Origin of the sequence: Paenisporosarcina sp. FSL H8-0542, from assembly GCF_038632915.1 — a bacterium.
GTDB lineage: Bacteria > Bacillota > Bacilli > Bacillales_A > Planococcaceae > Paenisporosarcina.
Genome location: NZ_CP152050.1, coordinates 1898421 through 1914505, shown reverse-complemented (window position 1 = coordinate 1914505; position 16085 = coordinate 1898421). Strand labels below are relative to the sequence as shown.

The 16085-nt window shown below is 38.8% G+C and carries 18 protein-coding genes; 12 read left to right on the top strand and 6 right to left on the bottom strand.

The features are described from left to right. The first annotated feature begins 11 nt into the window (after positions 1-11). The 4 genes from odhB (at position 12) to MHH33_RS09980 (ending at position 4881) form a co-directional block, all read left to right on the top strand. A complete protein-coding gene (gene odhB, locus MHH33_RS09995) occupies positions 12-1268 on the top strand; it encodes a 2-oxoglutarate dehydrogenase complex dihydrolipoyllysine-residue succinyltransferase (RefSeq protein WP_342541650.1) in 1257 nt (418 codons plus the stop codon). A gap of 227 nt (positions 1269-1495) precedes the next feature. Beyond that, the gene (locus MHH33_RS09990) at positions 1496-1693 is read left to right on the top strand and encodes a DUF6501 family protein (protein ID WP_016427309.1); all 198 of its coding nucleotides are present in this window, start codon (positions 1496-1498) and stop codon (positions 1691-1693) included. 415 nt (positions 1694-2108) lie between these two features. Next, entirely contained in the window at positions 2109-2978 is an 870-nt protein-coding gene (locus MHH33_RS09985) for a MoxR family ATPase (RefSeq protein ID WP_342541649.1), read from the top strand. A gap of 10 nt (positions 2979-2988) precedes the next feature. Beyond that, entirely contained in the window at positions 2989-4881 is a 1893-nt protein-coding gene (locus tag MHH33_RS09980) for a hypothetical protein (RefSeq protein WP_342541648.1), read from the top strand. 21 nt (positions 4882-4902) lie between these two features. Here the strand turns inward: MHH33_RS09980 and MHH33_RS09975 are convergent, their stop codons facing one another. Next, on the bottom strand, positions 4903-6087 hold the full coding sequence (locus MHH33_RS09975) for a toxic anion resistance protein (RefSeq protein ID WP_342541647.1): 1185 nt from the start codon (positions 6085-6087) through the stop codon (positions 4903-4905). Next, positions 6062-6736: a 5-bromo-4-chloroindolyl phosphate hydrolysis family protein gene (locus MHH33_RS09970; protein ID WP_342541646.1), complete on the bottom strand. Its 675-nt coding sequence runs from the start codon at positions 6734-6736 to the stop codon at positions 6062-6064. The genes MHH33_RS09975 and MHH33_RS09970 overlap by 26 nt, the downstream gene beginning before the upstream one ends. 233 nt (positions 6737-6969) lie before the next feature. Here MHH33_RS09970 and MHH33_RS09965 point away from each other — a divergent pair, with 233 nt between their 5' ends. Then, a complete protein-coding gene (locus MHH33_RS09965) occupies positions 6970-7263 on the top strand; it encodes a DUF1033 family protein (RefSeq protein WP_342541645.1) in 294 nt (97 codons plus the stop codon). Positions 7264-7478: 215 nt separating this feature from the next. Next, the gene (locus MHH33_RS09960; RefSeq protein WP_016427303.1) at positions 7479-7679 is read left to right on the top strand and encodes a cold-shock protein; all 201 of its coding nucleotides are present in this window, start codon (positions 7479-7481) and stop codon (positions 7677-7679) included. A gap of 574 nt (positions 7680-8253) precedes the next feature. On the opposite strand, the gene MHH33_RS09955 is transcribed toward MHH33_RS09960, so the two are convergent. Continuing rightward, complete coding sequence (locus MHH33_RS09955; protein WP_342541644.1) at positions 8254-8919, bottom strand: hypothetical protein; 666 nt, start codon at positions 8917-8919, stop codon at positions 8254-8256. A gap of 107 nt (positions 8920-9026) precedes the next feature. Between MHH33_RS09955 and MHH33_RS09950 the strand changes: the two genes are divergently transcribed. Further along, positions 9027-9512 (top strand): DUF1232 domain-containing protein, encoded by a 486-nt coding sequence (locus tag MHH33_RS09950; protein WP_016427301.1) that lies wholly within the window; start codon positions 9027-9029, stop codon positions 9510-9512. 39 nt (positions 9513-9551) lie between these two features. Here the strand turns inward: MHH33_RS09950 and MHH33_RS09945 are convergent, their stop codons facing one another. Continuing rightward, on the bottom strand, positions 9552-11159 hold the full coding sequence (locus MHH33_RS09945) for an ATP-binding cassette domain-containing protein (RefSeq protein WP_016427300.1): 1608 nt from the start codon (positions 11157-11159) through the stop codon (positions 9552-9554). Between the two features lie 124 nt (positions 11160-11283). Between MHH33_RS09945 and MHH33_RS09940 the strand changes: the two genes are divergently transcribed. The 3 genes from MHH33_RS09940 to MHH33_RS09930 all read left to right on the top strand — a co-directional run bounded on the left by MHH33_RS09940 (position 11284) and on the right by MHH33_RS09930 (position 12744). Continuing rightward, entirely contained in the window at positions 11284-11898 is a 615-nt protein-coding gene (locus tag MHH33_RS09940; RefSeq protein WP_342541643.1) for an alpha/beta hydrolase, read from the top strand. Positions 11899-11949: 51 nt separating this feature from the next. Further along, positions 11950-12111 carry a hypothetical protein gene (locus tag MHH33_RS09935; RefSeq protein WP_342541642.1) on the top strand — a complete coding sequence of 54 codons (162 nt, stop codon included), beginning with the start codon at positions 11950-11952 and terminating at the stop codon, positions 12109-12111. 93 nt (positions 12112-12204) lie between these two features. Next, complete coding sequence (locus MHH33_RS09930) at positions 12205-12744, top strand: GGDEF domain-containing protein (RefSeq protein WP_342541641.1); 540 nt, start codon at positions 12205-12207, stop codon at positions 12742-12744. On the opposite strand, the gene MHH33_RS09925 is transcribed toward MHH33_RS09930, so the two are convergent. Continuing rightward, the gene (locus MHH33_RS09925; RefSeq protein WP_016427297.1) at positions 12710-13024 is read right to left on the bottom strand and encodes a hypothetical protein; all 315 of its coding nucleotides are present in this window, start codon (positions 13022-13024) and stop codon (positions 12710-12712) included. The two genes, MHH33_RS09930 and MHH33_RS09925, sit on opposite strands and share 35 nt — an antisense overlap. A 164-nt stretch (positions 13025-13188) precedes the next feature. On the opposite strand from MHH33_RS09925, the gene MHH33_RS09920 reads away from it, so the two are divergent. Further along, entirely contained in the window at positions 13189-14361 is a 1173-nt protein-coding gene (locus MHH33_RS09920; RefSeq protein ID WP_342541640.1) for an MFS transporter, read from the top strand. A gap of 95 nt (positions 14362-14456) precedes the next feature. Here the strand turns inward: MHH33_RS09920 and msrA are convergent, their stop codons facing one another. Next, positions 14457-14975: a peptide-methionine (S)-S-oxide reductase MsrA gene (gene msrA, locus MHH33_RS09915; protein ID WP_016427295.1), complete on the bottom strand. Its 519-nt coding sequence runs from the start codon at positions 14973-14975 to the stop codon at positions 14457-14459. Between the two features lie 146 nt (positions 14976-15121). On the opposite strand from msrA, the gene MHH33_RS09910 reads away from it, so the two are divergent. Then, on the top strand, positions 15122-16078 hold the full coding sequence (locus MHH33_RS09910; protein ID WP_016427294.1) for an LCP family protein: 957 nt from the start codon (positions 15122-15124) through the stop codon (positions 16076-16078). Positions 16079-16085 lie beyond the last annotated feature (7 nt).

Here is a 16085-nt window from a genome sequence, read left to right as displayed (position 1 = left end):
AGGAATATATAGTGGCAGAAATTAAAGTACCCGAATTAGCAGAGTCAATTACAGAAGGAACAATCGCACAATGGTTGAAACAACCAGGCGATACAGTTGAAAAAGGTGAATTCATCGTTGAGCTTGAAACAGATAAAGTAAACGTTGAAGTCATTTCAGAAGAAGCAGGAGTAGTCCAAGAACTACTTTTTGCTGAAGGCGATACAGTCGAAGTTGGCCAAGTGATTGCTGTTGTTGGTGAAGGTTCAGGTTCTGGTAGCACGACTAAGAGCCCGGTTGAAGCTGATCCTGCAGAAGCTGACGCACCAGTAAAAGATGTTGAAGCAGCTCCTAAACAACAAGCGGCACCAGTTGCTAAAGAAGAATCTTCTTCAACAGACCGCACAATTGCAAGTCCAGCTGCACGTAAACTTGCTCGTGAAAAAGGAATTGATTTACAAGCAGTTTCAACTGTAGATCCAATGGGTCGCGTTCGCGTACAAGATGTGGAAGCACACTCAAATGCTCCTAAACAAGCACCAGCAGCACCAGCGGCTCCAAAAGCAGCTGCTGCACCAAAAGCAGACGATAGCCGTGTGAAACGCGAGAAAATGTCTCGTCGCCGTCAAACAATCGCTAACCGTTTGTTGGAAGTTAAGCAATCAACTGCTATGTTAACTACTTTCAACGAAATCGATATGACAAATGTTATGGCTTTACGTTCTCGCAAGAAAGATAAATTCTTTGAAGATCATGATGTCCGTTTAGGATTCATGTCATTCTTCACGAAAGCTGTTACTTCTGCGCTTAAGAAATACCCGTATGTCAACGCAGAGCTTGATGGGGACGAAATCCTATTGAAACAGTTCTATGATGTAGGTATTGCGGTATCAACTGAAGAAGGATTAGTTGTGCCAATCGTTCGCGATACAGACCGTAAAAACTTCGCGGAAATCGAAGCGACAATCGGCGAGTTAGCTAAAAAAGCTCGTGACAAGAAGCTTCAAATTTCTGATATGACAGGTGGATCATTCACTATCACAAATGGTGGAGTATTCGGTTCTCTAATGTCTACGCCAATTTTGAACGGTACTCAAGTAGGTATTCTTGGAATGCATACAATCCAAAAACGCCCAGTAGCTATCGGTGACGAAGTTCAAATCCGTCCGATGATGTACGTGGCTCTATCTTATGACCACCGTGTAATCGATGGAAAAGACTCAGTTGGATTCCTTAAAACTGTTAAAGAATTAATCGAAAACCCAGAAGACTTGTTGTTGGAGTCTTAAGAAATAGGAAGCAGCTTCGCATACTTATGCGAAGCTGCTTTTTTGATTCGATTTGTGCAAACTGGAGGAGATTCAATCATATATATGATTTTGTGCAACCTGGAAAGCGATTCTGTCTACCTGGCCAATTCTTTTCACAGCTACTGAACGAATTATGAATGATGGATTGTTGATAATCTTTAAGTGCATGCTTATACTAGAGAGAGTAAGAATTGAGGAGATGAATTATGTTACATAATGTTTGGAAAGAGACACCTACACTTAAAACAGTCACTTGCGTTCATACAAACGCAGCAAAATTCTCTGTATCGAATGTACTGACTGTCGGAAAATCATATGAAGTAAAAAATGAAACAGAAGAGTTCATTTTCGTTGTAGATAATAGTGGTCACATCGGTGGCTTTTATAAAGAATATTTTGAATAACCGATGAGTCTTTCATCGGTTTTTTTGTTTTTAGCTATGCTAACTTTTTCAATTGATTTATATAAAAAATTCGGAATCTGCGCCCTTTCCGCGGACGAACTGACGAGCCTCCTCACTCGTGCCTCACTGTGGGGTCTCGCATGCCCGTTTTTCCGCAGGAGTGGCGCTTATTCCCATTATGTTAATGACATTAAACATCTGTAAAACAATGTTCATAATAAATAACAATAATATGAGTGCATTTGCGCCTAGCATGCAAAGGAACGAAGGTTAAAAACACCACGCAACAACAATTCATTTGGGCCACTGAGGAACATGCGGCTACCGCAAATGTACGATAACCAATAGAAAAAGTAGGACAGAGCTTAGTTTATGAAGAGGGGAGCCGTACGCTTTTCTTTAGGAGGAATAATAATTGGATGCACAATCACTGATTTTACAATCACAAACTTCTCGGAAGCAGAGAACACATTCAGAAGATCATTCAACATTGATCGGTCAAGGAGGATATATGTCACCTTTACCGCATTTATGGGAGGATCTTTTACTGAGTGTTGTACTACAAAAAAACGTTTTACTGAAAGGACCTTCAGGATCTGGGAAAACGAAATTAGCTGAGTCAATTTCATCGTATTTCGCTCAACCGATGCACAGTATCAACTGTTCTGTTGACTTGGATGCAGAAGCACTTCTTGGCTTTAAAACGTTGGTGCAGGCTAATGGACAAACTAATATTGATTTTGTAGAAGGTCCCGTAATTCAGGCGATGAGATATGGACATATTTTATATATAGATGAAATTAATATGGCGAAACCTGAAACTTTGCCAATTCTGCATAGTGTCCTTGATCACCGACGTATGCTGACAAATCCTTATACTGGTGAAGTGTTGAAAGCACACAAAGACTTTACCGTAATAGCCGCAATAAATGAGGGATATATCGGAACTTCACCTTTAAATGAAGCATTGAAAAATCGTTTTATTTCTTTTGCCATCCCATATTTAACCGGTGAACCCCTTCGAGAATTATTCGTTCGTGAATATCCTCTAGCATCACATAACCTGATAAAAACAATGCTTCATCTCTCTGAAGATATGTTCATTCAAGTTCAGAATGGTTTATTAAGTGAAGAAGCTGCTTCCATTCGCAGTTTACTTGATGCGACAGAGCTTGCTCAACACATCGATCCACTTCGTGCAATCCGTTATGCCATTGCGGAGAAGTTAGATGATGATAGTGAAAAAGAATTAGTCATGGAACTCGCGAATACTTGGGTGAAATGAGGGATATTAATTGTCATCAGTCAATCGATTTATTCAATTTAACAATGAAACGGTAAATGCAAGACGAATGATTCAATTGGAACATTTAGCGAGAGCATTAAGCCGTGCACCGTATTTAACATTGACCGTTCGTAAATTGATGGAATTTCGTCCGAAAGAAGGCGCGATTTCAATGAGCTATTTTTGGCAACATCGGGAACCTGATATTGTGCAGAATGGACAACTGTCCGATTTGTATTTACTGACTGCTGGTTTTTGGAGCCATTTTGATCTTCCTTCATGGGATCGGTACAAGAAAGAAGTCGAGCACTTTCCACTAAAAGAATTTGCTTTGCAGCTCGCTTTGAGTGCTGAAGAATTCAGACTTTCCAACTTGATCCGACAAGAACGTCCCGGTACCGACAAGGCATTTACTGTAAGGGAAGATGTCTATACGACCTACCATGAACAGCAAATGAGTGTCAATTTCAACAAAGGGTTTATCAGTGATAGTCTATTTAATTATTTGTATATAGCACTTCGTAAAGGTTCGCAAGCCACAGCGTTAACGGGAGATTATCCTGACTACTACCAAAGAGTCCTTGCAAAATGGGAATTTATTTACGATGCAAAATCAACAGCTGACTGCTGCAAAATCTGTCTGGAGATTCTCTATGTCTTGGAAGAAGAGTCGACTAAGGACTTGACTCATACGTTCATGACACTACATGAAAACTTAATGGAACCTGCTTTTGAAACCAAAGGTCAGCATGAAATCGATCAGCAAAATTCGGACAATCAAACTGCAAAGGAATCCATTGAAGAAATGTTCAGGTCGTGGCATCGTGAAAGTGAGAAACAGGCTGGGCCGCATTTAGAATTTGATTTATCAAAAGGAAATAAAGGGAAGACAGACAATGGCCGATTTGAAGAAGGGGAAGATTCCAATGAAATTCAAAGCGAAGGGGTCGGTTTTTCCAATTCCAATAAAAAATCGAAACAAGATGCCACAATAGATGGTAGTGCTGAAAAGAAATACTCGAAACAATCAGGCAAGCGATTCGGTGATGAGCATCAATTCGTGACAATTGAGGAAAAAAGAATAGATCTTCAAGAAGTTTCTTCGATGAAAAGCAAAATTTCAACCATTCGTGCAGAACAAAAGCCGTTTGTGAAAGCTTTTACAAAAGAAATGCGAAAACGGATTGATCAAAAGCTAGAGAGTAAACGGACAAATTTATCAAAAGGTAGGTTAATGCCGAACCTAACCTCATTGTTAACTGAACAGCGTCCAAAACCATTCTATAAAAAAAATAATCCATCGTTACCTTTGGATGCGGTTTTTGGCCTATTGGTAGATAGCTCAGCTTCAATGATTGATAAAATGGAAGATACGAAAAAAGCCGTACTTTTATTTCATGATGTATTGCGGGATTTAGGTATTCGGCATGATATAGTTTCCTACTATGAAGATGCTTATGAAGCCTCAGAACTAAATCAACCTAATACATTTTTGTTTTGTCATCAAGTGGAGGACGGTTTGAAGGATCATGCAGCTGAAGTTCTATCGCTTGAAGCGCACGAAGATAATCGGGATGGCTTGGCTATTCGCTGGATGGCGGAAAGACTTCAGAAACGCTCTGAGAAGCATAAATTTCTTTTGCTTTTTTCCGATGGAGAACCTTCGGCTTATGGATATGCCGCAAATGGTATTATCGATACAGCAGAAGCAGTCATTGAAATCGAGAAAAAAGGGATTCATATGCTTCATTTGTATTTAAGTGCAGAGCAACCTGTGGAAGAACAAATGCAATTATTTCAAATGATGTTCGGGCCAAGAACTGCAACTGCCAGAAATGTCGATGAGTTCACAACACAGACATTAAGACTGTTACGACGAATGTTATATCTCGTAGTAAAGTGACACAATAAAAAACCGTCCTCATTAGCGAGGACGGTTTTCTTGTTCTTGATGGACGATTAACAATCTCTGTTTCAATTGTTCTTCCATACGTGCAATTTCTACTTCAGCCGCTTTACGTTTCACACGACCATCAGCTTGAATACGCAGTGTTTCTTCAATCGTTTGCAGCAAGTTTTCCTGCGTTTGTTTCAACGTCTCAATTTCTACGATACCGCGTTCGTTTTCTTTAGCGGTTTCAATACTGTTGATTTTCAACATTTCGGAGTTTTTCAGTAATAAATCATTTGTTGTTTTGGTTACTTGTTTTTGAGCTTCTACAGCCTTCATTTGACGGTTAAGTGTCAAAGCAATGGCAATCTGATTTTTCCATAATGGAATGGACGTCATAACAGATGATTGAATTTTCTCAGCTAACGTCTGATTTGTTTGTTGGATCATTCGGATCTGCGGAGCGCTTTGAATCGTGATTTGACGAGAAAGTTGCAAATCATATAGGCGCTTTTCTAGACGATCTAAAAATTGAGCCATATCATTGACTTCTTGATATGCCATTTGGTCAGAAGAGGCTTCCGCTTTTTGACGCAGGGCAGGGATTGTTTCATTTAGAATTTCATCCCGTTTGATTTCAGCCGCTGCAATATAAATATTCAATGCTTGAAAATACGCTTTATTTTGGTCATACAATTTATCAAGCATTTGAACATCTTCAATCAGTCCACGTTTGGAGTGTTCGAGTTGGATGCCGATTCGATCGATTTGAGTGCTCAGTTTTTGATATTTTGTCATTAATTCTTGAACAGAACGGGAGACTTTGCCGAATAACCGTTTAATTCCAGACTTTTTTTGGTTAGATAATTCTTCAGGATTTAATTGCCCTAGCTTGTCCATCAAATCTTTCAAAATATCGCCTACAGGACCGATATCTTTCTTTTGCACATGATCCAGCATCTGGTGAGAAAACGAAGACAATTCCGTTTGTGCATTCGCTCCATATGTGAGAATGGCTTCATAATTTCCTGCAGGTATTTGAGTAGCAAGAGCCAATGCTTTTTGCTTTTCTTCTTCGGACAATCGATCCAAAATCTTTACTGGAAGCTTTTCGTTAATAGGATCTTGTGCCATCTTTTGAGGTTGCATATCAAAAGGTGAATGAAGTAAATCATCTATAGTTTTCGTTTGGTTAGAAGTCGATGGATTTTGAGTCATCTGGTGATTCTCCTTTCAATAGTAAAGGTGATGCATGATTCTTCAGTGAGATTTTGGCGAAATCTAGTTCCATTTTTAATTGTTCAATATCGGAAGACAACACTTGTCGAAGGTCTTGTTCCATTACCTGATTAAGTTCCAGCAAAGTTGCCCGTGTGTCCTGAAGGGCTATTTGAACATCTGCTGCTTTAACTGGTTGTGAAACAAGTAAAGTATATTTAGAAGTGAGTTCCACTGCAGTGTCCAGATGTGCATAGAAAAATGGCTCTGCTTGATAAAACTTTTTTGGATTGGTTTTGACAATTTGAAAAATACGCTTCGCCAAACGATTCATTTCAAAAAGTTGCTTAAATGCTCTTATGGAGCGAACTTTCAGGAAGTATCCATTTAATTGATTAAGTTTAAATTTCGCTTCCTTTAATTGCATTCTGATATGTCGATATTCAGCAAAGGTTAAACCATATTTGGAAACAATCAACCTTGATTGAACGACTTTGATTATTTGATTGGAGACAGCATATGTTCCAATCGCCAATAAGCCAGAAAGCATGAAGTTTAAATTTAGTCCTGACTGAAATGCGATCCAGCTACCTATAAATATAGGGAAACCGATAAATTGTCGAGTTATAAAATATTTTATATCGTTCATGTTGAGACCCTCCTTAAGAGTTCTTATCTATTACATACGGTTGGCGCAACAAAAGGTTTCATCCTTGTTATGACTAAACTTATATTAATTTTATCCAGTTATCAATCATTTCGAATTGTTATAAGGTTTATTGAAAAATGAAAGGGTGAAAAGAGAAACGAGCGAATGACTAGACGTTAGAAAATCGTTTGCTAAAATGAGATTAAGGATTGAAAGAAAAGGATGGATTAATCATGAATGAAATCATCTATATGAAAGCTGGCTACGAACCATGGTGGATGTTCTCAGGCTGGGAAGCAACCATCATTGAAAAAAAGGTGTTTGTGAATGAAGCGGAAGCGAGTATTTTTTTGATTTCCCTGCTTGAAAAACTCAGGAAATCTTATCCAAATGAAGCGAGTCAAAAAGGAGCTTGTTGGGCTTTCTGGACAGAAGACGAACAGGAATTTTGCGAAGCGTGTGATGATGATTTACAAGTGTATCATGGCGTTTTGTGGCTCATTAATGGGATTCCTAAACAAATGTAAATGACATAAAAAGCTATGAAAATACAAAGAATAAAATTGACAGATGTTGGGCAAATGATATAATATTCTTAACAATTGAAATTGTTTTACCGGAGACCTGAACTCACATATTTTCAGTAGTGATTGGCGTTTGCTGGTACTGTTGAATGTGTGGTTTTTTAGGTTTACAACAAATAATCACGATTGTTAACTTTATTTTTTTGGAGGTTTTGTTCATGAAACAAGGTACAGTAAAATGGTTCAATTCAGAAAAAGGTTTCGGTTTCATTGAAATTGAGGGAGAAAACGATGTGTTCGTTCATTTCTCAGCAATCCAAGGAGATGGCTTCAAAACACTTGATGAAGGCCAAAAAGTTGAGTTCGAAGTTGTCGATGGCAACCGCGGACCACAAGCTGCTAATGTAACTAAAGTTTAATTTAACAATGTAAAAGAGGCTTCCGAAATCGGATTGCCTCTTCTTTTTTTGTTTATGTCTTTGATAACTTTCACGGTTGATTTCTTAAAAAATGGAATCTGTGCCCTTTCCGCGGACGAACTAGCAAGCCTCCTCGGGCCAACAGGATGTTGGTCGCGAAGGCGTTGCCACAAAATTGCATTTTCTGACGAGTAACCGCAGGAGCAGTCTTATTCTTTGCGACGAGTAACCGCAGGAGCAGTCTTATTCTTTGCGACGAGTAACCGCAGGAGCAGGGAGGTGGCGTTATTAGCCTTCGTTCCTTTGTACTCACTGCGGGGTTTTACCGCAGTAGTGGCACTCCTTTACTATTAACAATATGATTAACAGATTATCGAACACCATATTAATTAATGTTGTCGATATTAAAATAAAACGAAGATTTCATTTGCGACGAGTAACCGCTGGATCAGATCTTTCGAAGAATGAGACTGCAAGTATGTGGTTTTCATACTTGTTGGCTCATGCGGCAAGCGCAAATGTACGATAAACAACCATAACATTTAACAAAGCCTTATATAAAATCCAGCATGAATCAGTCTATAGACTCAAGCGTAGAAGTCACGCTGAATTCTGTATCGTTGTCCTGCATGATAAATTCCCGTTTGATTTCACCGAAATCTTGAACAAAATATTTACGTTGGACCGCACCACTTTCGTCCGTTTTCTCTAACACAATGACATCGTCAAACGTTGTGTATGGCGTCTCAAGTGTTTGGTCAATACTTACGACTGTCCATTCATCAAACGTTGTTCCTGGTTCAATTGGTGTTTGAAGAATTGTGGAAATGATTGGTAACGACTGCAGTTCTTCATCGGTAGGAGAGTATGTTTCATAATACTCAGCCTGCTCTTTAATTAAATGAATCGAATCCTCTGTAATTCGATAAGTGCGGATTACGACTGTGCCACCGTTATCCTCATATATTGATACTGTATTATCATTGTGCCATTGAGTGCGTGCCTGATAACTGGCATATTCGTTGCCGTCACCTAAATATTTTGCAACAGATCCATCCTTCATGAAAAATCGTTTTAGATCGATTTTTTCTTCAGCAGAATCTTCGGTCTGAGGAACTTCTTCTCGAATTTCGTCTGATGGAGTACCGGTGACAATAGGGGAGTCATCTGTAGATTTTTCACTACAAGCACTTAATAGGAGCATTAACACCAAAACTATGGGAAATTTGAATGCTGACATATCATGGACCTCCTCTAAGTAATTTATACAGTAGACGTTTGAAAGGGTCGAAACGTTTCAACCTTCTGTTTTTTTGGTATAGTAACTGGTATGGAAGGAGAATGATCATGACACAATATGAACTGAAACATGAACTGCCTACACCAAGAAAACAACAGGACTTTTATGAAAAATTACGCGAAAAAATTACCACATTTTTAGCAACACGCTCAGGTGGTGCGAGTAAATTTGCGCCGTATTTATTATTTGCACCTGATTTGTTTCATTTGCTCACAAAATCCATGCTGGATCAACGCATTGACGGGAAAAGCAAAGCTTTAATCGGAAGTGGGATTTTGTATTTTATTGCACCAATTGATGTAATACCTGAAGGTTTGATTGGGCCAGGTGGATTTATTGATGACATCATAGTGGCCACGTTCGTTGTAAATTTACTATTGAATAAATTTTCTCCTGAAATACTGGAAGAGCACTGGGTTGGTGATCAAAAGTTACTGGATGCCTTGAAAAAAATTTCCGAAACCAGCGATGGACTGCTCGGTAAATTACCTGCACGATCATTACTTGGTCGATTTATAAAAAAATCAAATTAAAAAGTGCGAAGGAGAAATTCCTTCGCACTTTTATCTGTATTATGATTTAATTCCTTGTGCTTCTTTCCACTCTAAAAATTCATCAAATGATAATTGTTTATCCAAAATTGATCCATCAGGCATGATTTCAATTACACGATTAGCAATTGTTTGAATGAACTGATGGTCATGAGAAGTGAAAATCATTGCGCCTTTGAAAGCAATTAATCCATTGTTCAGTGCTTGAATTGATTCCAAGTCTAAGTGGTTAGTCGGTTCATCCAACAGTAAAACGTTAGCGTTGGCTAACATCATTTTAGAAAGCATACAACGAACTTTTTCTCCACCTGATAGTACAGCAGGTTTTTTCTTTACTTCTTCGCCAGAGAACAACATGCGTCCAAGGAACCCTCGTAAGAAAGTTTCGCTTTCGTCATCTGGAGAATATTGGCGTAACCAATCAACTAAAGAATTTTCTTTTCCAGTGAAGTATTCACTGTAGTCGATAGGGAAGTATGAACGAGTAGTTGTGACACCCCAACGAATTGAACCTTCAACAGGTTGCACTTCTTCAGCCAATACACGTAGTAAAGAAGATTTTGCAATTGGATCACCGATCAAGATGATTTTGTCATCTTTATTTACGGAGAAATGAATGTTTTTAAATAATGTTTGGCCTTCATGTTCCATTGTAATATCTTGAACGGACAATACATCATTTCCGATGTCACGGCCCATTTGGAAGTTTACATATGGATACTTACGTGATGAAGGTCGGATATCGTCCAATTCGATTTTATCCAACATTTTTTTACGAGAAGTAGCTTGCTTAGACTTCGAGGCATTGGCACTAAATCGTGCAATGAACGCTTGAAGTTCTTTGATTTTCTCTTCTTTTTTACTGTTCTGATCTTGAGACATTTTTAATGCCAATTGGCTTGACTCATACCAGAAATCATAGTTTCCGACATACACTTGAATTTTACCGAAATCAAGATCGGCAATATGTGTACAAACTTTATTAAGGAAGTGACGGTCATGGGAAACGACGATAACAGTGTTTTCAAAGTTGATTAGGAATTCTTCCAACCATTGAATCGCTTTTAAGTCCAGATGGTTAGTAGGCTCATCGAGTAAAAGTACATCAGGTTTGCCGAATAGAGCTTGTGCCAATAGCACTTTCACTTTTTCAGAACCAGTTAAATCTGCCATTTTTTTCGTGTGGAATTCTTCACCAATTCCCAAACCTTGAAGAAGGATAGCCGCTTCAGATTCAGCTTCCCATCCGTTCATGTCAGCAAACTCACCTTCAAGTTCAGCAGCACGCATGCCATCTTCATCAGAGAAATCTTCTTTCATATAGATGGCATTCTTTTCATTCATGACTTCATACAAACGTTTATGACCCATCATAACTGTTTCCAAAACAGGATACTCTTCATATTCGAAGTGATTTTGTTTTAGGACAGCCATACGTTCGTTCGGGTTCATGATGACATTACCTTCTTGTGTATCAATGTCACCTGATAAGATTTTAATAAAAGTTGATTTCCCCGCACCGTTAGCACCAATTAATCCGTAACAGTTACCTGGGTTGAATTTTATATTGACGTCTTCGAAAAGCTTACGATCTCCGAAGCGTAAACTTACATTACTTACAGCAATCATGTTTGAACCTCCTTATTTTTCACAATGCTTCTATTATATCATGAAAGGGTATAAGAATGCTCAAACTTTAAGAGTGGAATATATCTTGAATTCAAGATAAAATAAAAAGAAGGAGGGGATAACGATGAATGAAACACATCAACACATATTTATTGAAGGAACAAATAAAAAAAACGTCTTGATATTGCTACACGGTACAGGTGGAAATGAACATGATTTGATTAATGTGGGAAAACATATCGATCCGACAGCATCCTTACTTGGAGTTCGTGGAAATGTTTTGGAGGGGGGCATGCCACGATACTTCCGACGTCTAGCAGAAGGTATTTTTGACGAGAAAGATTTGTTTGACCGTGCAGAAGAACTCCATACGTTCCTAAAGGAAGCTTTATCTCATTATGCACCGAACACTGACCTAGTCACAGTTATTGGCTATTCCAATGGAGCAAATATTGCAGCAACATTGCTGATGAAACATGAGAAAATTGTCGATCGAGCGATTTTATTCCATGCAATGGTGCCATATCGAAACAACACAGTTAAAGAAATACAGAATGCACATATTTTTATTGGGGCAGGAACGAACGATCCCATTATTCCTCAAAAAGAAACGCAGGAGTTAATTGATGTATTACGTGTTCAAGGAGCTAAAGTTCAGGAAAAATGGTATAACAACGGACACCAATTGACAATGAAGGAAATACAGGATGCACGTGATTGGTATACCTTAATTAGGTAGCCTTAATTTTTGCTTTCAGTTATAATAAGTGTATTAGATAGTTGGTGTATTATGGGTAATATGGAAAAAGTGTTTGAAACGCTTTTTCATGAAATGACTTGGAATGGACCAATAATTTTTATGCACCGGGTATTGGATAACGGAAAACAAGAAGTAGAACATATATCTCCAAAATCGTTGGGTTTTGGGTCGTGGAAAATCGGTGGAGCGTGACAATCGAGGATTCGCAAAGCGCATGATTGGACACATATCGATATTACCGAGCGAAAAGAAATTGAGATTTTGCTTCATAGGAGCCATGAGGAGTTGGAACGTTTGGTCGAACAAGTAAAGGAGCTTTCCATTACCGATCACTTAACGTCACTATTTAATCGACGGAAAATGGTGGAGGAAATCCGTAAGGCTCAAAATCGTTTTGAAGTGAGCGGACAGTCTTTTACTTTGGCGATATTGGATCTGGATCATTTCAAGAACATCAACGATCAATACGGGCATACATTTGGGGATATTGCCCTCCAAACTTTTGCCAGCCTATTAAGACGGGAAATTCATGATCTGAATGTCGTTGCGAGGTGGGGGGGAGAAGAATTTATTATTCTTTTTCAAAACAGCAACACGCAGGAAATTCACCGTCAATTACTTTCAATACAAGATTGCTGCAATGAAGAATTGTTGAAATACCGAATGGATCCAGTACCGTTATCATTTTCGGCTGGTGTGCATGAATATGATATCCAGCAATCACTGGAAGATTTATTGAAACGTGCAGACCAAGCGCTTTACATCGCAAAATCGCTTGGACGCAAGCAAATTATTCTTTATGAGAAAGGACTTCCAATTGTGTAAGTGGAAGTTCTTTTTTTTGCAACCATTCGTCAACCCACTTCATTTCGAGTGGTGACTTGCGATTTATGTAGGATTGCAGCGTTTGCAGCTGCTCATTTACCAACAGTTCCATTTCAACATAATCTTTTCTAGTTGGATATCGATTGTCTATCGATCCTTTTGTAGTAAATATAAAATAATAGGACCCTATCGTCCTGAATACGAGAATCATATTTGGAAATTCATCAAAAATAGCTTTCACTTGGTATCTTTTCGTGTAACTCCATTGAATGAGTTTCAATTTATTCACCCTTTCATCATTTATTGTACAAATTATCAAAAGGGAACACAAGTTTGCATGCTAGATACAAAGTTTCATAGTTGTGGTCGGACGTCTGATATGATTTACTTGGTGGAGAACTATTTTAATTATAGAGGGCGGAGATTATGAATTCCCAAAAATCAATGACATCATTATTAATTGCCATCTTTTTGATTGCCTTAAATTTACGACCTGCTATTACATCAATCGGGCCATTACTGGACACAATCCGTAATGATTTAAATTTGACGAACAGTGAAGTAAGTTTGTTAACGGCGGTTCCCGTAATCTGTATGGGATTATTCGCTCCATTGGCTGTTCACTGGCTGAATAAGTTCGGACAAAGAAGAGGCATTTCTTTATTAATCGTCTTAATAGGTGTGCTTACTTTATTACGTGCATGGTTAAATGACTATGTATCACTATTGGTGACTGCTTTTGTAATAGGTGTTGCCATTGCAATTATCGGACCTATTTTATCATCATTAATTAAAGAAAAATTCCCTACTCGTACTGCTTCAGCTATAGGAATCTATTCACTAGGTATGGGTGCTGGTGCAACATTGAGTGCTGGTTTAACCGGTATATTATATGTCAAGATCGGTGAAGAATGGGAGTATGCCCTAGCTTTCTGGTCTTCGTTAGCATTGTTGGCATACTTGGTTTGGGTCGTTGCCATGAAGCCAGAAAAAGAAATCGCTGTTCCGATTGAACGAGAAAATGTGACAGCATCATTCCGTTCGCCGTGGACAAATACGAGAGCATGGCTTATTTTATTGTTTTTTGGTTTTCAAGCTTCATTGTTTTTCTCATTGACGACATGGCTTGCATCTGCAGCGAGTGAACTAGGATTTAATGTGGTTGAAGCTGGTTCAGTTATCAGTGTTTTGACAGTCGCACAAATAGTAACAAACATTTTCATCCCTTTACTACTTGAGAAATTTCCGATCCGATCATTTTGGATTTATTCCGCGCTCATTATCGGGACCATTGGAATTGTTTTGTTATTGACAGGGAATATGACACTGATTTGGCCGGCAGCGATTCTCCTTGGATTTACACTTGGTGTATTGTTCCCGCTTGCATTACTGCTACCACTCGATGAAACGACAGATGCAATAGAAGCGAACGCATGGACGGCAATGGTTCAGACAGGCGGTTTTATCATGGGAGGGCTTGTTCCTTTGGCAATCGGTATTTTATACGATTGGAGCGGAACACATCAAATGACGTTCTTTGTCTTGCTCGCTTTAATTATAGGAATGTTTATAGTCACGGTCCTTTTAAATAAAGGTCATGTTAAAGAAAGCATTTGATATTTGTGAGTTCTTGCGGAACATGCGACTAGCGCAAATGTGCGATAAGCGTGCCTAAATAAAAAAGCCTTGCAATCGCAAGGCTAGAAATCGAATTACTTCTTCCAATTCTCTTGGATGAATTCATCACGGCCGGACATAGCGCGATCTTCTGCGTAATGATCCGGTTCTTTTTTATAGTAATCTTGATGATAGTCTTCTGCGATATAAAATGTTTCCGCAGGATGGATTGGTGTGACGATTGGTTTGGAGAAACGTCCGCTCTCAGCGAGTGCTTGTTTTGATTCGTTCGCTATTTCCACTTGTTCATCGGAATGTGTGAAAATCGCTGTTTTATAAGATTCTCCGCGGTCCTGGAATTGACCTCCGTCATCCGTTGGATCAATTTGCTGCCAAAAAATTTCAAGTAATTGTTTATATGTAAAAACAGATGGGTCAAACTGAATTTGTACGACCTCAAGATGCCCTGAATCTCCCTTTTTCACGTCTTCATATGTAGGATTCTCAACATGTCCACCCATATAACCTGAAATGACGGACTCTATTCCATCCCATTGATCAAAGGGCTTGACCATACACCAAAAACAACCGCCTGCAAATGTAGCTATTTCCATTTATAAAACTCCTCTCAAACCTGCATAGACCGTATTGTAGCACTTGCATCCTCTGTGCTCAACAACTATGATTGAAGAGGAAAAAAAGCAACTTTTTTGGACTTATTTCGTTCTATTATATGAAAGATATGAAAGGGGGGAGCGTTTTGGAAGAACAAGTTCCAAATCGTCGTTCCATGAGAAGGAAAAGAAAGTTTCGTTTCGGTAGATTTTTTATGACTCTTCTATTTTTGGCTGCAATAGGAGTAGCTATATATTCATTCGTTCAATTTAAAGCTGGTCAAGAGCTGGCTTCCAATAAAGGGAAAAATGATATTGAGTTCACAGGTGATCCGATGGATGTGAAAAACCCATCCATTGAGAATGTTTTGGTTCTTGGTGTAGATACTCGGGGAGAAGAACAATCCCGTTCTGATACAATGATGCTGGTTTCGTGGAATAAAGAAACCGACGAAGTGAATGTTGTGTCGTTCATGCGAGATATTTACGCTCAAATTCCAGGATACAAATCCTATAAGCTGAATACTGCATACTACTTAGGTGACGTACAACTTGTCAAGGATACGATTTCAAGTATGTTCGGCGTGCCAATCCACCATTATGCGCTGATAGATTTTAAAAGCTTTGAATCGTTGGTTGATATTGTTGCACCAGACGGTGTCGAAATAGATGTCGAAAAAGCGATGTCCGAGAAAATTGGGGTTTCACTTGAACCTGGAGTTCAACAGTTGAATGGGAAGGAACTTTTAGGATATGCACGGTTCCGCGCAGATGCTGAAGGGGATTTCGGACGAGTTGAGAGACAGCAAAAAGTTATGGAAGCATTAAAAGATGAAATCATGAGTCCTTCCAATGCTGCTCATTACCCGAAATTTGCAGGGGCCATACATGGTTATGTCCAGTCTGATTACTCATCTACAGATGAAGTCAAACGAGTACTAAGCCTGGCGTTCAGCGGGGGAGTAGACATTAATAAAATGACCATCCCTGTGGAACATAGTTATGATTTTGGGTCTTATCCGGGTGTAGGATCTGTCATTGAAATAAATCTAGATGAAAATAAGCAGGCTTTAAGCGAATTCCTAGGAATGCGATTGCGTTGATAAATTG

Coding starts and splice junctions, on each gene's coding strand:
- MHH33_RS09975 (WP_342541647.1), bottom strand. CDS start 6,087: ATGACTCAAAATCCATCGACTTCTAACCAAACGAAAACTATAGATGAT.
- MHH33_RS09935 (WP_342541642.1), top strand. CDS start 11,950: ATGGGTAATATGGAAAAAGTGTTTGAAACGCTTTTTCATGAAATGACT.
- MHH33_RS09970 (WP_342541646.1), bottom strand. CDS start 6,736: ATGAACGATATAAAATATTTTATAACTCGACAATTTATCGGTTTCCCT.
- MHH33_RS09955 (WP_342541644.1), bottom strand. CDS start 8,919: ATGTCAGCATTCAAATTTCCCATAGTTTTGGTGTTAATGCTCCTATTA.
- MHH33_RS09920 (WP_342541640.1), top strand. CDS start 13,189: ATGACATCATTATTAATTGCCATCTTTTTGATTGCCTTAAATTTACGA.
- MHH33_RS09960 (WP_016427303.1), top strand. CDS start 7,479: ATGAAACAAGGTACAGTAAAATGGTTCAATTCAGAAAAAGGTTTCGGT.
- MHH33_RS09965 (WP_342541645.1), top strand. CDS start 6,970: ATGAATGAAATCATCTATATGAAAGCTGGCTACGAACCATGGTGGATG.
- MHH33_RS09950 (WP_016427301.1), top strand. CDS start 9,027: ATGACACAATATGAACTGAAACATGAACTGCCTACACCAAGAAAACAA.
- MHH33_RS09945 (WP_016427300.1), bottom strand. CDS start 11,159: ATGATTGCTGTAAGTAATGTAAGTTTACGCTTCGGAGATCGTAAGCTT.
- MHH33_RS09940 (WP_342541643.1), top strand. CDS start 11,284: ATGAATGAAACACATCAACACATATTTATTGAAGGAACAAATAAAAAA.
- MHH33_RS09990 (WP_016427309.1), top strand. CDS start 1,496: ATGTTACATAATGTTTGGAAAGAGACACCTACACTTAAAACAGTCACT.
- msrA (WP_016427295.1), bottom strand. CDS start 14,975: ATGGAAATAGCTACATTTGCAGGCGGTTGTTTTTGGTGTATGGTCAAG.